Raw genomic sequence first — 16,779 nt, forward strand, 5'->3', positions numbered from 1 at the left:
TTGGAAAACATCTCCGACCTCTGGAATCAGACTCTAAACGAACTCGAGAAAAAGGTCAGTAAACCCAGTTTCGACACCTGGTTAAAATCAACAGAAGCCAGATCCATTGTAGGTGATGCAATTTACATTGTAGCCCCTAATGAATTTGCTCGTGATTGGTTAGAAAACAGTTATGCTGAGTTAATTTCTGAAACAGTTTATGACATAACAGGTTCACAGTTAACGCCCAAGTTTGTCATTCCTGAATCTAGTCAATCTAAGGACGAAGATTCTCAACCTATGAAAAAAGTGAATCAAGCAAATTCAAATGAGCAAGATTCCAAGACCATGCTTAATTCCAAATATACCTTTGAAACCTTTGTCATAGGCTCTGGAAACCGCTTCGCACACGCTGCTTCTCTAGCTGTTGCTGAAGCACCCGCAAAAGCTTATAATCCACTCTTTATTTATGGTGGCGTTGGTTTAGGCAAAACGCACTTAATGCATGCGATTGGTCATTATGTGCTTGAGCATAATCCAGATGCTAAGGTTGTCTATCTGTCATCTGAAAAATTCACCAACGAGTTTATTAACTCGATTCGTGATAATCGCACGATTGATTTTCGTAACAAATATCGAAATGTCGACGTGCTTCTAATTGATGATATTCAATTTTTAGCTGGAAAAGAACAAACTCAGGAAGAATTTTTCCATACCTTTAATTCATTACATGAGGATAATAAGCAAATCGTCATTTCAAGTGACCGACCTCCAAAAGAAATACCGACACTTGAAGATCGGCTACGTTCACGGTTCGAGTGGGGGTTAATTACAGATATTACACCACCCGATTTAGAAACGCGGATTGCTATTTTACGCAAGAAAGCAAAGGCAGATGGCTTAGATATTCCCAATGAGGTCATGCTCTATATCGCTAATCAAATTGACACAAACATTAGAGAATTAGAGGGTGCACTTATACGTGTGGTTGCATACTCATCGCTCGTCAATGAAGAAATTGATGCCTCACTTGCCGCAAATGCACTTAAAGATATCGTGCCGCATGCTAGGCCAAAAGAAATTACGATTAAAGGAATCCAAGAAGTGATCGCGAATCGATTTAATATCTATTTAGAAGATTTCGCAGCGAAAAAACGGACAAAATCAGTCGCTTTTCCTCGTCAGATTGCGATGTACTTAACACGCGAATTAACGGATTTTTCACTACCTAAAATTGGTGAAGAATTCGGGGGACGTGATCATACCACAGTGATTCATGCTCATGAAAAAATCTCTAAAATGATGGCTGATGATATTCAACTGCAAAGAGAAATAGACGAATTAACCGAACAAATTAAATCAAGTTAATCACATTAAGTTGTGAATAATGTGGACAACAGTAACAACCTTAAGCACAAGTTATACACATGTGGATAACCAAGCACTTAGCGATGTTTCGACAGTTTTCCACAAATCCACATGCCCTACTAGTATTATGACTGAAATTATTAAAACAAAATAAATAATATAACACGTATTTATAGGGAGGCACTTATGAAAATCGTCATTAACCGTGACCAATTAATGAAAAGCATTCAAGACGTGATGAAAGCTATTTCACCGAAAACAACTATTCCTATTCTGTCTGGAATGAAAATCGAAGCAACTGAAGATGAAGTGACCTTAACGGGTAGCGATTCTGATGTAACGATCGAATCCATTATTCCTAAAGAAGAAGATGGCATCATTCATATTCATGATATAAACCCAGGTAAAATTGTCGTTCAAGCGAAGTTTCTACCAGACATTATTAAAAAATTACCTGATGAAACGGTTGAAATAGAATCGGATGGTGACTTGAATATTCTAATTCGTTCAGGGCAGGCAGAATTCAAATTAAACGGACAAGACCCAGAAGAATATCCACAACTCCCAATGTTAGAAACCGAAAATAGTTTTCATATGCCAATTGATTTATTAAAAACATTAATTCGCCAAACGAATTTCGCCGTTTCAACATCAGAAACTCGTCCAATCTTAACGGGGGTTCATTTTAAATTAGAAAATGGAGAACTAGAACTTGTTGCAACTGACAGTCATCGCTTAGCTTCACGCCGTGTCTCAATGGAAGAAGACGTGAGCCAACTAGAATTCAAAAACACTGTGATTCCTGGTAAAAGTTTAAGTGAATTAAATAAAATATTAGATGAATCTCAAGAGTCTATTCAGATTAGTGTAGCGGATAATCAAATTCTATTTAGAACGAAGCATTTATTCTTCTTATCTCGTTTATTAGACGGTAATTATCCAGAAACATCACGTTTAATTCCAGATCAAAGTAAAACAGAAGTGCATGTTAACGCCAAAGAGTTAATGCAGACGATTGATCGTGCAAGTTTACTTGCAAAAGATAATCGCAATAACATCGTTAAATTAGTGACCCAAGAACAAAACACCGTAGAAATCTCAAGTAACTCACCAGAAATCGGTACAGCAGAGGAAATGCTAAAGACAAATGATATTTCTGGTGAAGAATTAAAGATTTCGTTTAATGCTAAATACATGATTGATGCTTTAAGAGCAATTGATGCTGAAGAAGTTAAAATCAGTTTTACAGGTGCCATGCGTCCATTTATTATTCAACCAACAGACGATTCCGAACACATTTTACAACTCATCACACCAGTTAGAACGTACTAAATAACTTCCAAGTCAACTGAGCCTAAAGAGAACTTTTTAACTCTACGGCTCAGTTTTCTTTTCTTATCGGCAAATTTTTAGTAAAATATATAGTTAGGGAAATTCTAAGCGTAATTCATAAAATGAGGTGACAACATGGCTGAACCAATTGAAATCCAAACAGAAGAAATCACTCTAGGACAGTTTATTAAGCTCGCTAATATCGTTGAATCTGGCGGGATGGTGAAGATGTTCTTACAAGACTTCAATGTCTATGTAAATGGTGAACAAGATCAACGTCGTGGACGGAAACTGTATCTTAATGATGAAGTAGAGATAGAGGACGTTGGTACGTTTATCGTTGCTCAAGAAGATTAAAGACTTAGGGGTCTCATGATGCATATTGAAAATATAACAATTGAACAATATCGTAATTACGATTCATTATCTTTAGAATTTGATAATCAAATCAATGTCATGATTGGGGAGAACGCCCAAGGTAAGACAAATTTGATGGAAGCTATTTATGTTTTAGCCTTTACGAAATCTCACCGAACGTCAAAAGATAAAGAATTAATAAAATGGGACTCAGAGTATGGTAAAATAAAAGGGAGCATCTTTAAAAGAAATCGTACTTTCCCACTCGAAGTGATTTTTTCAGGAAAAGGGAAGAAAGCTAAGTTCAATCATATTGAACAAAAACGATTAAGCGATTATATAGGTTCACTTAATGTTGTGATGTTTGCGCCAGAAGATTTGAATTTAGTTAAGGGAAGCCCGCAGGAACGTCGTAAATTTATTGATATGGAATTGGGGCAAGTTCAACCCGTTTATATTTATCATCTCGGGCAGTACCAAAAAATCCTGAAACAGCGGAATGCCCTATTAAAAGATTTACAAAGACAATCAAAACAAGATCGAACGATGTTACATATTTTAACTGAGCAATTAATTGAACACGGTAGTATTGTCTTAAATAGAAGACTGCAATTCTTACAAAAGTTAAGAGAATGGGCAGTTCCAATCCATCATGGTATAAGTCGCAGTTTAGAAGAACTCACTATTAATTACGAACCGACCATTGACGTATCAGAGGATACAGATTTGGAAACAATAATAGAAAGATATAAAGCCCATTTCACGTCGATTGAAGATCGTGAAGTGGAACGCGGGACAACATTAGCTGGTCCCCATCGTGATGATTTAATGTTTGAAGTAAATGGTCGTAATGTTCAAACATATGGTTCTCAAGGACAACAACGAACAACGGCATTATCTTTAAAATTGGCAGAAATTGAACTCATTGAACAAGAAGTTGGTGAGTATCCCGTGCTATTGCTTGATGATGTGTTAAGTGAACTGGATGATCACAGGCAATCGCATTTACTTAATACCATTCAGGGCAAAGTCCAAACGTTTGTCACAACAACGAGTGTTGATGGCATTCATCATGATACGTTGAAGCAAGCTAAAATGTTTAATATTCATAACGGATATTTGAAATAAGAAAGGTGAGGTTTCAGGTTGTTTATTCATATCGGTGATGAACACGTTATACGTTCAAGCGAAGTTGTTTCGATCATTGATTATAACCTCTATCATTCTTCTTCGATTGTTGAAGAGATGATTTTTAATCAACGAAAAGCAGGAAATGTTGTGGAAGTGCCGTTTGAAGAACCTAAGGCAATTGTGATCACAACAGACGAGATTTATTTTAGTTCTTTATCCGTTGCAACGTTAAATAAGCGTTCGCAATTATCGCATATGTTAGATGGAATAGAGGATATAGCGGACGAAACACCGGATTTAAACTAAAAGCATGATCATTATGAAAATGAAGGTGAGACAATGTCTATGGAAGATAATTTAATGCAACAAGGGGATTATGGTGCGAGCCAAATTCAAGTATTAGAAGGTTTAGAAGCTGTTCGTAAAAGACCAGGCATGTATATTGGTTCTACGAGTGAACGTGGTCTTCACCACCTTGTTTGGGAAGTCGTCGATAATAGTATTGATGAGGCGTTAGCAGGTCATTGTGACACAATCGAGATCCAAATCGGTAAAGATAATAGCATTACAGTCATCGATAATGGCCGAGGAATTCCGGTTGATTTACACAAAAAGGCAGGTAAGCCAGCATTAGAGGTCATCATGACGGTGCTTCACGCAGGTGGTAAGTTCGATGGTGGATCTTATAAAGTGTCAGGCGGTCTTCACGGTGTTGGGGCTTCAGTCGTTAATGCACTATCCAGCGAATGTGAAGTGTTTGTTCATCGTGATGGTACGCTTTATTATCAAAGCTATACACGTGGCATTCCTGATGATGAAGTGAAAGCCATTGGTGAAACAGATATCACGGGGACGAAAACGCGTTTTAAACCTGATCCAGATATTTTTACGGAGACTGAAGAGTATTCGTATGATCAATTATTACATCGTACACGTGAATTAGCGTATTTAAATAGAAAATTACAAATATCATTAGAGGATTTACGTGAAGAAGAACCTCGCCGAGAAGAGTTTTATTTCGAAGGCGGTATTTCAGAATATGTTGAGCATTTAAACCATACGCGTCAGGCGCTACACGAACCGATTCATGGTGAGAATGAGCTTGACAATATTACGGTTGAATTTGCGATACAATATAATGACGGCTATGTCAGCAATTTATATTCATTTGCTAATAATATTCAAACAACAGAAGGTGGTACGCATGAGTCAGGCTTTAAGACAGCTTTAACTCGTGTCATTAATGACTATGCTCGCCGCAATAATTTATATAAAGAAAATGATCCGAATTTAATTGGGGATGACGTGCGCGAAGGTTTAACAGCGATTATTTCTGTTAAACACCCTGATCCACAATTCGAAGGTCAAACGAAGACGAAACTCGGTAACAGTGAAGTTAGAACCATTACGGATCAGATCTTCGCCGATAAATTCTCACAGTTTTTAGCTGAGAATCCAAAAGTCGCTAAACAAATCGTTGAGAAAGGGTTAATGGCTTCACGTGCTCGAATTGCTGCGAAAAAGGCACGCGAGGTAACACGTCGTAAGAGCGCACTAGAAGTATCTAGTTTACCTGGTAAGTTAGCTGACTGTGCCACAAAAGATGCTGATATTAGTGAGCTATACATTGTTGAGGGTGACTCAGCCGGTGGTTCAGCTAAGCAAGGTCGTGACCGTCATAACCAAGCCATTCTTCCTTTACGCGGTAAAATCATTAACGTTGAAAAGGCACGCCTGGATAAGATTTTATCGAATAACGAAATTCGTTCAATGATTACCGCTTTAGGAACAGGCATTGGTGAAGAATTTGACTTGTCGCAAGCTCGTTACAAGAAAGTTGTCATCATGACGGATGCTGACGTTGATGGTGCCCACATTCGTACGTTATTATTAACCTTCTTTTATCGGTATATGCGCCCATTAGTAGAAAATGGGTATGTCTATATCGCTCAGCCACCATTGTATAAAATGACGCAAGGTAAACAAATTTACTATGCGTATAATGATGCTGAAATGGAGCGCATTTATAATGAATTGCCAGCCTCACCTAAAATTAGTTATCAACGTTACAAAGGTTTAGGTGAAATGAATCCGTCGCAATTATGGGAAACAACGATGGACCCAGAAACGCGTACATTGCTTCAGGTTAACTTAGAGGATGCCATGGATGCCGATGAGATTTTCCAAGTGTTAATGGGTGATCAAGTAGAACCTAGACGCGATTTCATTCAACAAAATGCACAATATGTACAAAACTTAGATGTTTAATAAAAGTTCATGAACGTTTGAATTAAACGTTCATGTTCTTCTGTTAGGGAGGTAATTACTTTTGGATCAAGAACGTCCTCAAGTCCAAGAAATTAATTTAAGTCAGGAAATGCGAACCTCATTTTTAGACTATGCGATGAGTGTCATTGTTTCGCGAGCTTTACCAGACGTACGTGATGGGTTAAAACCAGTTCACCGTCGTATTCTGTATGCGATGCACGATTTAGGCATGTATTCGGATAAAGCCTATAAAAAATCCGCACGTATTGTCGGTGAAGTCATTGGTAAGTATCACCCGCACGGTGACTCAGCCGTATATGAAGCGATGGTCCGTATGGCGCAAGATTTCAACTTCCGTTACATGCTTGTTGATGGCCATGGTAACTTTGGTTCAGTAGATGGCGACTCAGCTGCCGCGATGCGTTATACAGAAGCTAGAATGTCCAAGATTTCAATGGAGATCTTGCGCGATATTAATAAAGATACGATTGATTATGATGATAACTATGACGGGACTGAAAGAGAGCCAGTCGTACTTCCAGCCCGTTTCCCTAATTTACTTGTAAACGGTGCTTCTGGAATTGCTGTCGGTATGGCAACTAATATTCCACCCCACCAACTAGGTGAAGTGATTGACGGGGTCTTAGCTTTAAGTGAAAATCCTGATATCACGATCCAAGAGTTAATGGATGATTATATTTATGGTCCTGATTTTCCAACGGGTGGCGAAATCTTAGGCCGTAGTGGTATACGTAATGCCTATGAAACTGGTAAAGGGTCTATTACCATTCGTTCGAAGGCTGATATCTTAGAGGATTCAAACGGCAAACCACGAATTGTTGTCAATGAGATCCCGTTCCAAGTAAATAAGGCACGCTTAATCGAAAAAATTGCAGAGCTCGTTCGAGAAAAGAAAATCGACGGTATTACTGATTTACGTGATGAGTCAGACCGAGATGGTTTACGAATCGTGATTGAAGTTCGTCGTGACGCTAACCCGAATGTTGTCTTAAATAACTTATATAAACAGACTGCCTTACAAACGTCTTTCGGAATCAATATGTTGGCTCTCGTTAATGGGCAACCAGAAGTATTGAATCTAAAACAGACGTTAAGTCATTACTTAGAACACCAAAAAGAAATAATTACCCGCCGTACTCAGTTTGAACTGGATAAAGCGGAAGCCCGTGCCCATATTTTAGAAGGTTTACGTACAGCGCTTGATTATCTAGATGAAGTCATCACGCTGATTCGTGAATCACAAACAACAGATATTGCTCGGGATGAATTAATCTCTCGTTTTGGTTTATCCGAAAAGCAAGCGCAAGCGATTTTAGATATGCGTTTGCAGCGTTTAACAGGATTAGAACGTGAAAAAATCGAAAATGAATATCAAGAACTAACTGAATTAATTGCTGAATTAAAGGCGATCTTAGCTGATGAAAATAAAGTGCTTGAAATTGTTCGAGAAGAGTTACTTGAGCTTAAAGAGCGCTTTAATGACAAACGTCAAACAGATATTACAGTTGGTGGCGCTGATTTAATTGAAGACGAAGACTTAATTCCTGAAGAAACAGTTGTCGTCACAGTGACACACAAAGGCTATGTGAAGCGACTGCCTGCAACGACATATAAAGCTCAGCACCGTGGTGGACGAGGTATTCAAGGTATGAATATGAACGATGATGACTTCGTGGAGCATTTACTCACGACGTCCACTCATGACACGCTGTTATTCTTTACGAATAAAGGCAAAGTCTACCGAGCTAAAGGTTATGAAATTCCTGAGTTCAGTCGTACTGCTAAAGGTCTTCCATTAATCAATGTGATTGAAATTGATCAAGATGAATGGGTAAATGCGGTCATTACGGTGAAAGAGTATGTGAGGGATTGGTATATATTCTTCACAACGAAAAACGGTATTTCCAAACGTACGACGCTTGAACAGTTTGCGAATATTCGCCGAGGTGGACTGCGAGCGATTAATTTACGTGAAGATGATGAATTAATCTCCGTTCGCCTGACTGATGGCAGTAAACAAATGATGATCGGTACGAAAGCAGGACATTTAATCCGTTTTAACGAAGAAGATGTTAGAGTGATGGGACGTACGGCATCTGGTGTTAAAGGAATTTCATTGCGTGAAGATGATGCTGTTGTCTCCATGGATATCTTAGAGCCAGGATCCGAAGTCTTAACTGTTACTTCAAAAGGTTATGGTAAACGCACACCAGAAGAAGAATATCGCATGCAAAACCGTGGCGGTAAAGGGATTTTAACGTGTAAATTGAACCCTCGTAATGGTCATGTCGTAGCCGTAAAACCTGTAACAGGTGAAGAAGACTTAATGATTATGACGATTGATGGTGTATTAATTCGTATGTCATCAAAATCGATTTCAACGACAGGTCGTAATACGCAAGGGGTTAAACTGATTCGCTTAGGTGATCAGGAAGAAGTAGCGACTGTTGCCCGCATTGAAAAAGAAGATGAAACGGAAGACGAAATAGAAGATCAAGAAGAAGAAACACTAGAAGACGGTGAATCTCCTGAAGAAGAGTAATAGAGGTGTTAGGTTATGAAAGTGCATCCACAACAAATTGTGCCAGGCTGTGTAGTTACAAAAGATGTCATAGGAAATACGGTGACACCTATTATTCCACGCAATACAGTTGTGGATCCTATTCATATCCAAGTGCTAGAAAAATTCAGGATTAATGAAGTTGAAGTGGCTAATAAACTTGTCACGGGTGAAGAGTTTGAAGCGGAAGAGTTAACTGAAGAAGAACAACAATCGCTTCAAAAGTTACCATTTTTCGAGCACTTCGTGGATGTCGTTAAACAAACACGATTAATTTTTGAGAATTGGGATTACCGTACTCCACTTGATTCGAAAAAGATTCGCGAGTTAATTTTGCCCCTAACAGAGCAAGCTGAGGATAAGCGTGATGTCATTTTAAAGCTGCATCATTATAATGATCCGAAATTCTATATGTATTATCATATGGTGGCGATGGCTGTTATTTCAACGTATTTAGCCAAACGACTTGGCTATGACGAGAGTGAACGTCATGGTGTTGCATTAGCTGCTTATTTATCAGATTTAGGGATGTTAAAGTCGCAAAAAGACGTTTATTTAAAAGAACGATCCATAGACTATAATGAATACGAACAAATTCAAAAGCATCCTATTGAGTCTTATCGCTTACTAGAAAAGGAACCGTTTAACCAAGATGTCAAAATTGCCATCTTACAGCACCATGAACGGTTAGATGGCTCGGGTTATCCATTAGGTGTCAAAATGGATAAGTTGCATCGGTTTGCGAAAATCTTAGCTGTCGCAGATATGTTCCATGCAATGACTTCTGAGCGAATGTATCGTCAAAAGCAATCGCCTTATAAAGTTATTGAAGAAATGCGAAAAGACCAATTAACACAATTGGATACGGAAGTACTGAATGAACTTGTTAGGTGTTTTGTTAATTTCGGAAACGGAACTGAAGTTAAACTATCAAATAGTGAATATGGAACGATTGTCTTCACAGATGAACGTTATCCTACTAGACCGCTCGTTCGGTTAAGGAAGAATAAAGAAATTTTAAATCTTATTGATGAAAAAGATTTATATATTGAAGAAATCTTATAGAGTCATTAGCTATATGTAGCTAGTGACTTTTGTTTTATAAATAGTCGATCTTGTTTAAGTCAATACTCACATTTTAAAATTTCTTTAAATTGGCGATGTGGTTAGGCTTAAAATATTGTATAATAAAAACGGTGCAGAATTGAGTCGAAAAGGATTAAAGAGACATGGGGGAACCGAGAATGAAACAGACAAAGACATACCTGACACGCATCCTCGTATTAACGGTGATGGTGTTTAGTTTACTAATGACAGGCGTGACAACAGCGCATGCTGAAATTAATGTTGAAGCAGAATCAGCGATTTTAGTTGATGCTGAAACAGGAAACATATTATTTGAAAAAGAATCAGATATTGCATTACCACCAGCAAGTATGACGAAGGTTATGACAGAATACTTAGTGTGGGAAGCTGTTGAAAATGGCGAAATTAATTGGGATACAAAGACAGAAATCAGTGAATATGCTTATTCAATTTCAGCTAATAATTCATTTTCCGGTGTTGGTCTTCGTTTAGACCATGAATACACAGTTCAAGAGTTATACGATGCCATGGCGATTTATTCAGATAATGCGACGACTATTGCATTAGCTGAGCTAATCGCAGGCTCAGAAGGCGAATTCGTTAAAATGATGAATGAAAAAGCAAAGGAAATGGGCTTAGAAAATGCAGAGTTCGTTAATTCGACTGGTTTATCTAATAGTAGTTTAGGTGAAAACTATCCTGAGGGAACAAATCCTGACGATAATAACTTAATCTCTGCGAAATCAATGGCCAAGCTTGCTTATCATTTAGTCAATGATTATCCAGAGGCCTTAGAAATATCAAGTGTTCCGACGCAAGAATTCGAAGGCAATGAAATGATTAATTACAATTGGATGCTTCCTGGTATGCCAGGTCATATAGCAAAATATACGTATGAGGGCTTAGATGGGCTAAAAACAGGTCGTACAGAATTAGCAGGTCACACCTTCACAGGAACAGCTAAACGTGACGGGACACGATTAATTTCAGTTGTCATGCGGACAGATAGTGTCGAAGCACGTTTCGAACAAACACAGAAAATACTTGATTATGGCTTTAATAGTTTTTCAAATCAAACATTATTTGAGGAAGGTCATCAAATCGAAGGTGAGTCAACGCTTCCAGTAGTAAATGGTAAAGAAGAAGAAATTGAGATTGCGTCTGCTGAACCGATTGAAGCGATGATTCGTGAAGGTGAAAAGGACCAGTATTCAGTGAATTATCAAATTAATGAAGATGTTTTAAATGATGAAGGTGCGATTGAGGCGCCAGTAGAAGAAGGTTTAGAAGTTGGCAAATTAGTGTTAACATATGATGGAGAACAAAGTTATGGTAATATTTTATCAGATGAGTCTACTATTTCAGTTCCAGTTGAAACCAATGATGGTGTCGAGAAATCAAATTGGTTTATGTTAATGCTACAAGCAATTGGTGACTTCTTTGTTGGACTATTTAATAGTATCAAAGGCTTATTTGCTTAATAACATCTGTTAAATCCGTTGTTGATATTGTGATCCGCTTTCGGTGGACGCTTTCCGCGGGCACGGCTCGAGCCTCCTCGGCCGAAAAGCCTGGCCTGTGGGGTCTCGAGACTCGTGCTATTCCCGCAGGAGTCACCACCTTCGCTTCTCACAATCCAACAACTCAACACTATTTTCATTATTAATATTTAAGTTTTAACTAACTAAATACAGATTGATAGGTTATAGGGGGAGCTCATATGTCAAATGTCGGTACAGATCGTGTGAAACGAGGAATGGCTGAGATGCAAAAAGGCGGCGTCATTATGGACGTTGTGAATGCTGAACAAGCTAAGATTGCAGAAGAAGCAGGTGCTGTTGCTGTTATGGCTCTAGAGCGTGTGCCATCAGATATTCGTGCTGCAGGCGGGGTTGCTCGTATGGCAGATCCAACAGTGACTGAAGAAGTATTAAATGCGGTGAGTATTCCAGTGATGGCTAAAGCACGAATTGGTCATATTGTGGAAGCGCGCGTGCTTGAAGCAATGGGTGCAGATTATATTGATGAAAGTGAAGTATTAACACCTGCAGATGATATTTATCACATTGATAAAAACGATTATACCGTACCATTTGTCTGTGGTTGCCGAAACTTAGGTGAAGCGTTACGTCGAATTGGTGAAGGTGCTTCTATGTTACGTACGAAAGGCGAACCAGGAACAGGTAATATTGTTGAAGCTGTTCGTCATATGCGTGAAGTCCAAACACAAATTCGTTACGTTCAGAATATGGCAAAAGATGAACTAATGGTGTATGCCAAAGAAACAGGCGCCCCATATGAATTACTCTTGCAAGTCCAAGAAGAAGGACGTTTACCCGTCGTAAACTTTGCAGCTGGTGGCATTGCAACGCCATCTGATGCTGCGCTTATGATGGAATTAGGCGCGGACGGCGTATTTGTTGGTTCTGGTATTTTCAAATCGAAAAATCCAGAGAAATTCGCCCGCTCAATCGTCGAAGCAACAACCCATTATCAAGATTATGAGTTAATTGCTAAGTTATCTAAAGATCTAGGTACAGCAATGCCTGGTCTTGAAACATCAACGCTTGAAGGTAACGATCGTATGCAAGATCGTAGTGAGTAAAGGAGTCTTATCATGGCAACAATAGGTGTATTAGGTTTACAAGGAGCATTCCGTGAACATATCCAATCCATTGAGGCATGTGGTCACGATGCTGTGTTAATTAAAAAAGTAGAGCAATTAGAAGCTGTCGATGGGTTAGTTTTACCTGGTGGCGAAAGCACAACAATGCGCCGATTAATTGATCGTTACGGATTTTTTGATGCCCTTGTCCAATTTGGTCAAGCTGGTAAACCAATCTTTGGAACGTGTGCAGGACTTATATTACTCGCTTCACAGATCGAAAATGATGATGACAATCATTTAGGCTTAATGGATATGACAGTGGCTCGTAATGCGTTTGGACGTCAAAAACAAAGTTTTGAAACGCCTCTTGAGATCAAGGCGGTGGCAGATGATTTTGAAGCAGTGTTTATTCGTGCCCCTTACATTCTTGATGTACACCATGATACGGAAGTTTTAGCTACCTATGATGATAAAATCGTTGCGGCTAAACAAGGACATTATTTAGCCACAGCATTTCACCCAGAACTGACTGATGATCATCGCTTAATGGCCTATTTTATCGATATGGTAGAACAATCAAAACTTGCTTCTGTCTAAAAAATAAGGTATATTAAAAGCTACAATAATAATGAATCAATTGCGCTGATAGGAATTAGTAGTGGTAAGTGTTTATCTCAGAGAGCTAGTGGTGGCTGTGAACTAGTATAAACAGACCGCGAATCCATCCTGGAGCAGGTGAACTGAATGATGACGTAAGTTTACCCGGAAAACAGTCCCGTTATGACTGTACAAGTTGGAAGGTTAAATCCTTCAACAAGGGTGGCAACGCGGGTTATACTCGTCCCTTTACTGCATGTGCAGTAAAGGGGCGTTTTTTTATTGGATTAACGATATTAGGGAGGTTAAATGTATGTTAGACATGAAGTTTTTACGTGACAATTTTGATGAAGTGAAACAAAAGATGCAAAACCGAGGAGAAGATTTAACGGATCTCGATCAGTTTCTTGATTGGGATGAAAAGCGCCGTGCTTACATCCAAGAATCAGAGGAGTTAAAAGCACGTCGAAATGAAGTTTCCAAAGAAATTTCTCAACTGAAGAAAAATAAAGAAGATGCAGATCATTTAATCCAAGAAATGCGTGAAGTAGGTGATCGCATTAAAGAGATCGACAATGAACTAAATGAAGTCGAGACGAAATTAAATCAGTTAATGCTTTCGATTCCAAATGTGCCTCATGAGTCAGTTCCAATTGGTGAAACCGAGGATGATAACATTGAAGTAAGACAATGGGGAGAAGTGCCATCATTTGATTTCGATGTTAAGCCACATTGGGATGTTGCAGATGAGTTAGACATTATTGATTTCGAACGTGCTTCTAAAGTGACAGGCAGTCGTTTTGCCTTTTATAAAGGACTAGGTGCACGTCTAGAACGAGCGTTAATTAACTTCATGATGGACTTACATTCAGACCGTCATGGTTATGAAGAAATGATGCCACCACAAATCGTTAATCGCGATAGTCTAACAGGGACTGGTCAGCTTCCGAAGTTCGGTGAAGATGTATTCAAACTAGAAGAATGGGATTATTTCTTAATTCCAACAGCTGAAGTTCCCGTAACGAATTATCACCGCGATGAGATCTTAACAGCTGACGATCTGCCGAAGAAATTCACGGCATTTAGCACAAATTTCCGTAGTGAAGCGGGATCAGCTGGCCGTGATACGCGTGGTTTAATCCGCCAACACCAATTTAATAAAGTCGAACTCGTTCAACTTGTAAAACCTGAAGAGTCTTATGAGACATTAGAGTCGCTCACAAATGATGCTGAGGAAGTGTTGCAGCAATTAAAATTACCATATCGTGTGATGAATATGTGCACAGGTGATTTGGGCTTCACAGCAGCGAAAAAGTACGACATTGAAGTGTGGATTCCGAGTTATGAGACTTACCGAGAAATCTCTTCTTGTTCGAACTTTGAAGATTTCCAAGCAAGACGTTCTGGCTTACGCTTCCGTCGTGAAGCAAACAGCAAACCAGAATACATGCATACTTTAAATGGTTCAGGCCTAGCAGTCGGACGAACGGTCGCCGCGATTTTAGAGAACTATCAAAACGATGATGGATCTGTAACCGTTCCAGACGTGTTAAAACCATATATGGGTAATGTGGAACGCATTAGCCAATAAATTAAAGACCCTCCGCTTAAGTGATCTGTATATGACCTAAGCGGAGGGTTAATATTTGTCTTATGAAGGAGTGTGAAGCTCACTAATTTGTAAGAACATTAAGAATATAAATTTCCTCGAGATTTTTATTATTTTCCTCTTTATAAATGTTTGTGAGCTGTGGTATACTAACAATCGTTGGTCGACAAAATGCGTCTTAAAGGCGCCTGCGCAAGAAAATATAATTTATTTCACAAAACACCTTGCATAACGTCGAACCATATGATATATTTTGTTTTGTGAGTTCACGGAGGAGTACCCAAGTTCGGCTGAAGGGAGCGGTCTTGAAAACCGCCAGGGGGTTTACGCCCCGCGGGGGTTCGAATCCCTCCTCCTCCGCCATATTATTTTAAGAGTAATTGGTTACATGATGTAGCCATTTTTTTATGTCTTTATTAAAAGTTTGAATATTATGATAATATTTGCAGTTATAAGATTGTTCGTATGTGATTGATGATAATAAAACGCTCTATACGTTGGCCAACGTATAGAGCGTTTTATTATGATTTAATATATTGTCTAGAAGTTTGAATATGATTGCCAATGCGTTCAAGGATGGGATCCACTGATGTGTTTGGATTGTGTAAATCATAATCGTTAATATTGATACGCATCACTGGGCACGTATTAAAGTTATTAATCCATTCTTCATAACGATCATACATTTCACGCCAGTATTCAATTGGCGTTTCTTGCTCCATTTCACGCCCACGGTTCTTAATTCGCTCTAATACATCTTCAAATGAACCTTCGAGATAAATTAAGAGATCAGGGTGAGGGAAGTAAGGGGTCATCACCATGGAATCGAATAAATGCTTGTACGTATTATAATCGGTTGGAGTCATCGTCCCTTTATCATAATGCATTTTCGCAAAAATACCCGTATCTTCATAAATTGAACGGTCTTGGATGAACCCACCCCCGTATTCAAAGATCCGTTTCTGTTCTTTAAATCGTTCAGCTAAGAAATAGATCTGTAGGTGAAAGCTCCACCGTTCAAAATCATAATAGAATTTATCAAGATAAGGGTTGTTTTCAACTTTTTCGTAAGATGTACGAAAGCCGATCTTATTGGCTAGCGCTTTCGTCATTGTAGATTTACCGACACCTACTGTTCCGGCGACAGTTATGACCGCATTTTTCGGAATGCCGTATTGGTTTAGATCGCTCATGATATAAAATCTCCTTTATCAATATGTTGTTGCACGACAGTTAAAATATAATCTAAATCAGATTGATGTTTAACGAAATCAATTTCGTCTCCGTTAATGCGGATGACAGGTACATCTGGATTTTCCTCTTCAAAGTGATTCATAAATTCCTCGTAGTCCTCAGATAGTTGTTGTAAGTAGTCCGCTTGGATGTTTTGTTCGACTTCTCGTCCACGACTTTCAATTCGTTTTAACAAGGTATCAAGGCTAGCGTGGATATAAATCATGACATTTGGTTTCGCTAAGTCTTGTGTTAAGATATTAAAAATCTGCTCATATTTTTCGTATTGTTCTGGTTTTAATGTCCGTCTCGCGAAGATCATATTTTTCATAATATGATAATCAGAAACAACGGGCTTTGCCTGATTTAAGTAATGCTTCTCAATGTCTTCGAGTTGCTTGAAGCGATTGCATAAGAAGAACATTTCTGTTTGAAAGCTCCACTCTTCAATATTGTCGTAAAACTTTCCGAGAAACGGATTCTCCTCAACGATTTCCTTTAATAAATGATAATAGAAGTGAGTTGCAATTTTATTGGATAATGACGTTTTACCAACGCCGATTGGACCTTCAACCGCAATAAAAGGCGTGTTATTCTGTCTCACGCATGATTCCTCCATTCATGACAAAG

At 38.7% G+C, this 16,779-nt stretch carries 15 protein-coding genes, 1 tRNA gene and 1 other annotated feature; of the genes, 13 read left to right on the forward strand and 3 right to left on the reverse strand.

The features are described 5' to 3' along the window. The 9 genes from dnaA to ACKXGF_RS00045 all read left to right on the forward strand — a co-directional run bounded on the left by dnaA (position 1) and on the right by ACKXGF_RS00045 (position 11,583). The gene (dnaA, locus tag ACKXGF_RS00005) at positions 1-1,347 is read left to right on the forward strand and encodes a chromosomal replication initiator protein DnaA (RefSeq protein ID WP_411954359.1); all 1,347 of its coding nucleotides are present in this window, start codon (positions 1-3) and stop codon (positions 1,345-1,347) included. Between the two features lie 186 nt (positions 1,348-1,533). Next, on the forward strand, positions 1,534-2,679 hold the full coding sequence (gene dnaN / locus ACKXGF_RS00010) for a DNA polymerase III subunit beta (protein ID WP_411954360.1): 1,146 nt from the start codon (positions 1,534-1,536) through the stop codon (positions 2,677-2,679). Positions 2,680-2,814: 135 nt separating this feature from the next. After that, a complete protein-coding gene (gene yaaA, locus ACKXGF_RS00015; protein WP_411954361.1) occupies positions 2,815-3,036 on the forward strand; it encodes a S4 domain-containing protein YaaA in 222 nt (73 codons plus the stop codon). Positions 3,037-3,054: 18 nt separating this feature from the next. Next, positions 3,055-4,164, forward strand: coding sequence for a DNA replication/repair protein RecF (recF, locus tag ACKXGF_RS00020; protein WP_411954362.1), 1,110 nt, complete (start codon positions 3,055-3,057; stop codon positions 4,162-4,164). Between the two features lie 18 nt (positions 4,165-4,182). After that, positions 4,183-4,473, forward strand: coding sequence for an extracellular matrix regulator RemB (remB, locus tag ACKXGF_RS00025; protein WP_167263013.1), 291 nt, complete (start codon positions 4,183-4,185; stop codon positions 4,471-4,473). A gap of 39 nt (positions 4,474-4,512) precedes the next feature. After that, positions 4,513-6,435 carry a DNA topoisomerase (ATP-hydrolyzing) subunit B gene (gyrB, locus tag ACKXGF_RS00030; protein ID WP_411954363.1) on the forward strand — a complete coding sequence of 641 codons (1,923 nt, stop codon included), beginning with the start codon at positions 4,513-4,515 and terminating at the stop codon, positions 6,433-6,435. Between the two features lie 109 nt (positions 6,436-6,544). Continuing rightward, positions 6,545-8,998, forward strand: coding sequence for a DNA gyrase subunit A (gyrA, locus tag ACKXGF_RS00035; protein ID WP_411955605.1), 2,454 nt, complete (start codon positions 6,545-6,547; stop codon positions 8,996-8,998). Positions 8,999-9,013: 15 nt separating this feature from the next. Beyond that, positions 9,014-10,081: an HD-GYP domain-containing protein gene (locus ACKXGF_RS00040; RefSeq protein WP_411954364.1), complete on the forward strand. Its 1,068-nt coding sequence runs from the start codon at positions 9,014-9,016 to the stop codon at positions 10,079-10,081. A 179-nt stretch (positions 10,082-10,260) separates the two neighbouring features. Next, positions 10,261-11,583 (forward strand): serine hydrolase, encoded by a 1,323-nt coding sequence (locus tag ACKXGF_RS00045; RefSeq protein ID WP_411954365.1) that lies wholly within the window; start codon positions 10,261-10,263, stop codon positions 11,581-11,583. Here the strand turns inward: ACKXGF_RS00045 and ACKXGF_RS00050 are convergent. Further along, the gene (locus ACKXGF_RS00050) at positions 11,580-11,762 is read right to left on the reverse strand and encodes a hypothetical protein (RefSeq protein ID WP_411954366.1); all 183 of its coding nucleotides are present in this window, start codon (positions 11,760-11,762) and stop codon (positions 11,580-11,582) included. The genes ACKXGF_RS00045 and ACKXGF_RS00050 overlap by 4 nt on opposite strands. 60 nt (positions 11,763-11,822) lie before the next feature. Between ACKXGF_RS00050 and pdxS the strand changes: the two genes are divergently transcribed. The 4 genes from pdxS (at position 11,823) to ACKXGF_RS00070 (ending at position 15,279) form a co-directional block, all read left to right on the forward strand. Next, positions 11,823-12,707: a pyridoxal 5'-phosphate synthase lyase subunit PdxS gene (gene pdxS, locus ACKXGF_RS00055; RefSeq protein WP_167263005.1), complete on the forward strand. Its 885-nt coding sequence runs from the start codon at positions 11,823-11,825 to the stop codon at positions 12,705-12,707. A gap of 12 nt (positions 12,708-12,719) precedes the next feature. After that, positions 12,720-13,307, forward strand: coding sequence for a pyridoxal 5'-phosphate synthase glutaminase subunit PdxT (gene pdxT, locus ACKXGF_RS00060; protein WP_411954367.1), 588 nt, complete (start codon positions 12,720-12,722; stop codon positions 13,305-13,307). Positions 13,308-13,343: 36 nt separating this feature from the next. Continuing rightward, positions 13,344-13,559, forward strand: a binding site (T-box leader). A 61-nt stretch (positions 13,560-13,620) separates the two neighbouring features. Continuing rightward, on the forward strand, positions 13,621-14,898 hold the full coding sequence (gene serS, locus ACKXGF_RS00065) for a serine--tRNA ligase (protein WP_411954368.1): 1,278 nt from the start codon (positions 13,621-13,623) through the stop codon (positions 14,896-14,898). 288 nt (positions 14,899-15,186) lie between these two features. Next, a tRNA-Ser gene (locus ACKXGF_RS00070) sits at positions 15,187-15,279 on the forward strand. A 158-nt stretch (positions 15,280-15,437) separates the two neighbouring features. Here ACKXGF_RS00070 and ACKXGF_RS00075 read toward each other — a convergent pair. Then, positions 15,438-16,109 carry a deoxynucleoside kinase gene (locus tag ACKXGF_RS00075; RefSeq protein ID WP_411954369.1) on the reverse strand — a complete coding sequence of 224 codons (672 nt, stop codon included), beginning with the start codon at positions 16,107-16,109 and terminating at the stop codon, positions 15,438-15,440. Continuing rightward, complete coding sequence (locus ACKXGF_RS00080; RefSeq protein ID WP_411954370.1) at positions 16,106-16,753, reverse strand: deoxynucleoside kinase; 648 nt, start codon at positions 16,751-16,753, stop codon at positions 16,106-16,108. Before ACKXGF_RS00080 ends, ACKXGF_RS00075 begins: the two co-directional genes overlap by 4 nt. Positions 16,754-16,779 lie beyond the last annotated feature (26 nt).

Origin of the sequence: Alkalibacillus sp. S2W (assembly GCF_046764385.1) — a bacterium.
GTDB classification, from domain to species: domain Bacteria; phylum Bacillota; class Bacilli; order Bacillales; family Alkalibacillaceae; genus Alkalibacillus; species Alkalibacillus almallahensis.

What these genes read in the sequence shown, in the direction of transcription:
- dnaN (WP_411954360.1), top strand. Translation starts at nt 1,534, where the DNA reads ATGAAAATCGTCATTAACCGTGACCAATTAATGAAAAGCATTCAAGAC.
- yaaA (WP_411954361.1), top strand. Translation starts at nt 2,815, where the DNA reads ATGGCTGAACCAATTGAAATCCAAACAGAAGAAATCACTCTAGGACAG.
- recF (WP_411954362.1), top strand. Translation starts at nt 3,055, where the DNA reads ATGCATATTGAAAATATAACAATTGAACAATATCGTAATTACGATTCA.
- gyrB (WP_411954363.1), top strand. Translation starts at nt 4,513, where the DNA reads ATGGAAGATAATTTAATGCAACAAGGGGATTATGGTGCGAGCCAAATT.
- gyrA (WP_411955605.1), top strand. Translation starts at nt 6,545, where the DNA reads ATGCGAACCTCATTTTTAGACTATGCGATGAGTGTCATTGTTTCGCGA.
- ACKXGF_RS00040 (WP_411954364.1), top strand. Translation starts at nt 9,014, where the DNA reads ATGAAAGTGCATCCACAACAAATTGTGCCAGGCTGTGTAGTTACAAAA.
- ACKXGF_RS00045 (WP_411954365.1), top strand. Translation starts at nt 10,261, where the DNA reads ATGAAACAGACAAAGACATACCTGACACGCATCCTCGTATTAACGGTG.
- ACKXGF_RS00050 (WP_411954366.1), bottom strand. Translation starts at nt 11,762, where the DNA reads ATGAAAATAGTGTTGAGTTGTTGGATTGTGAGAAGCGAAGGTGGTGAC.
- pdxS (WP_167263005.1), top strand. Translation starts at nt 11,823, where the DNA reads ATGTCAAATGTCGGTACAGATCGTGTGAAACGAGGAATGGCTGAGATG.
- pdxT (WP_411954367.1), top strand. Translation starts at nt 12,720, where the DNA reads ATGGCAACAATAGGTGTATTAGGTTTACAAGGAGCATTCCGTGAACAT.
- serS (WP_411954368.1), top strand. Translation starts at nt 13,621, where the DNA reads ATGTTAGACATGAAGTTTTTACGTGACAATTTTGATGAAGTGAAACAA.
- ACKXGF_RS00075 (WP_411954369.1), bottom strand. Translation starts at nt 16,109, where the DNA reads ATGAGCGATCTAAACCAATACGGCATTCCGAAAAATGCGGTCATAACT.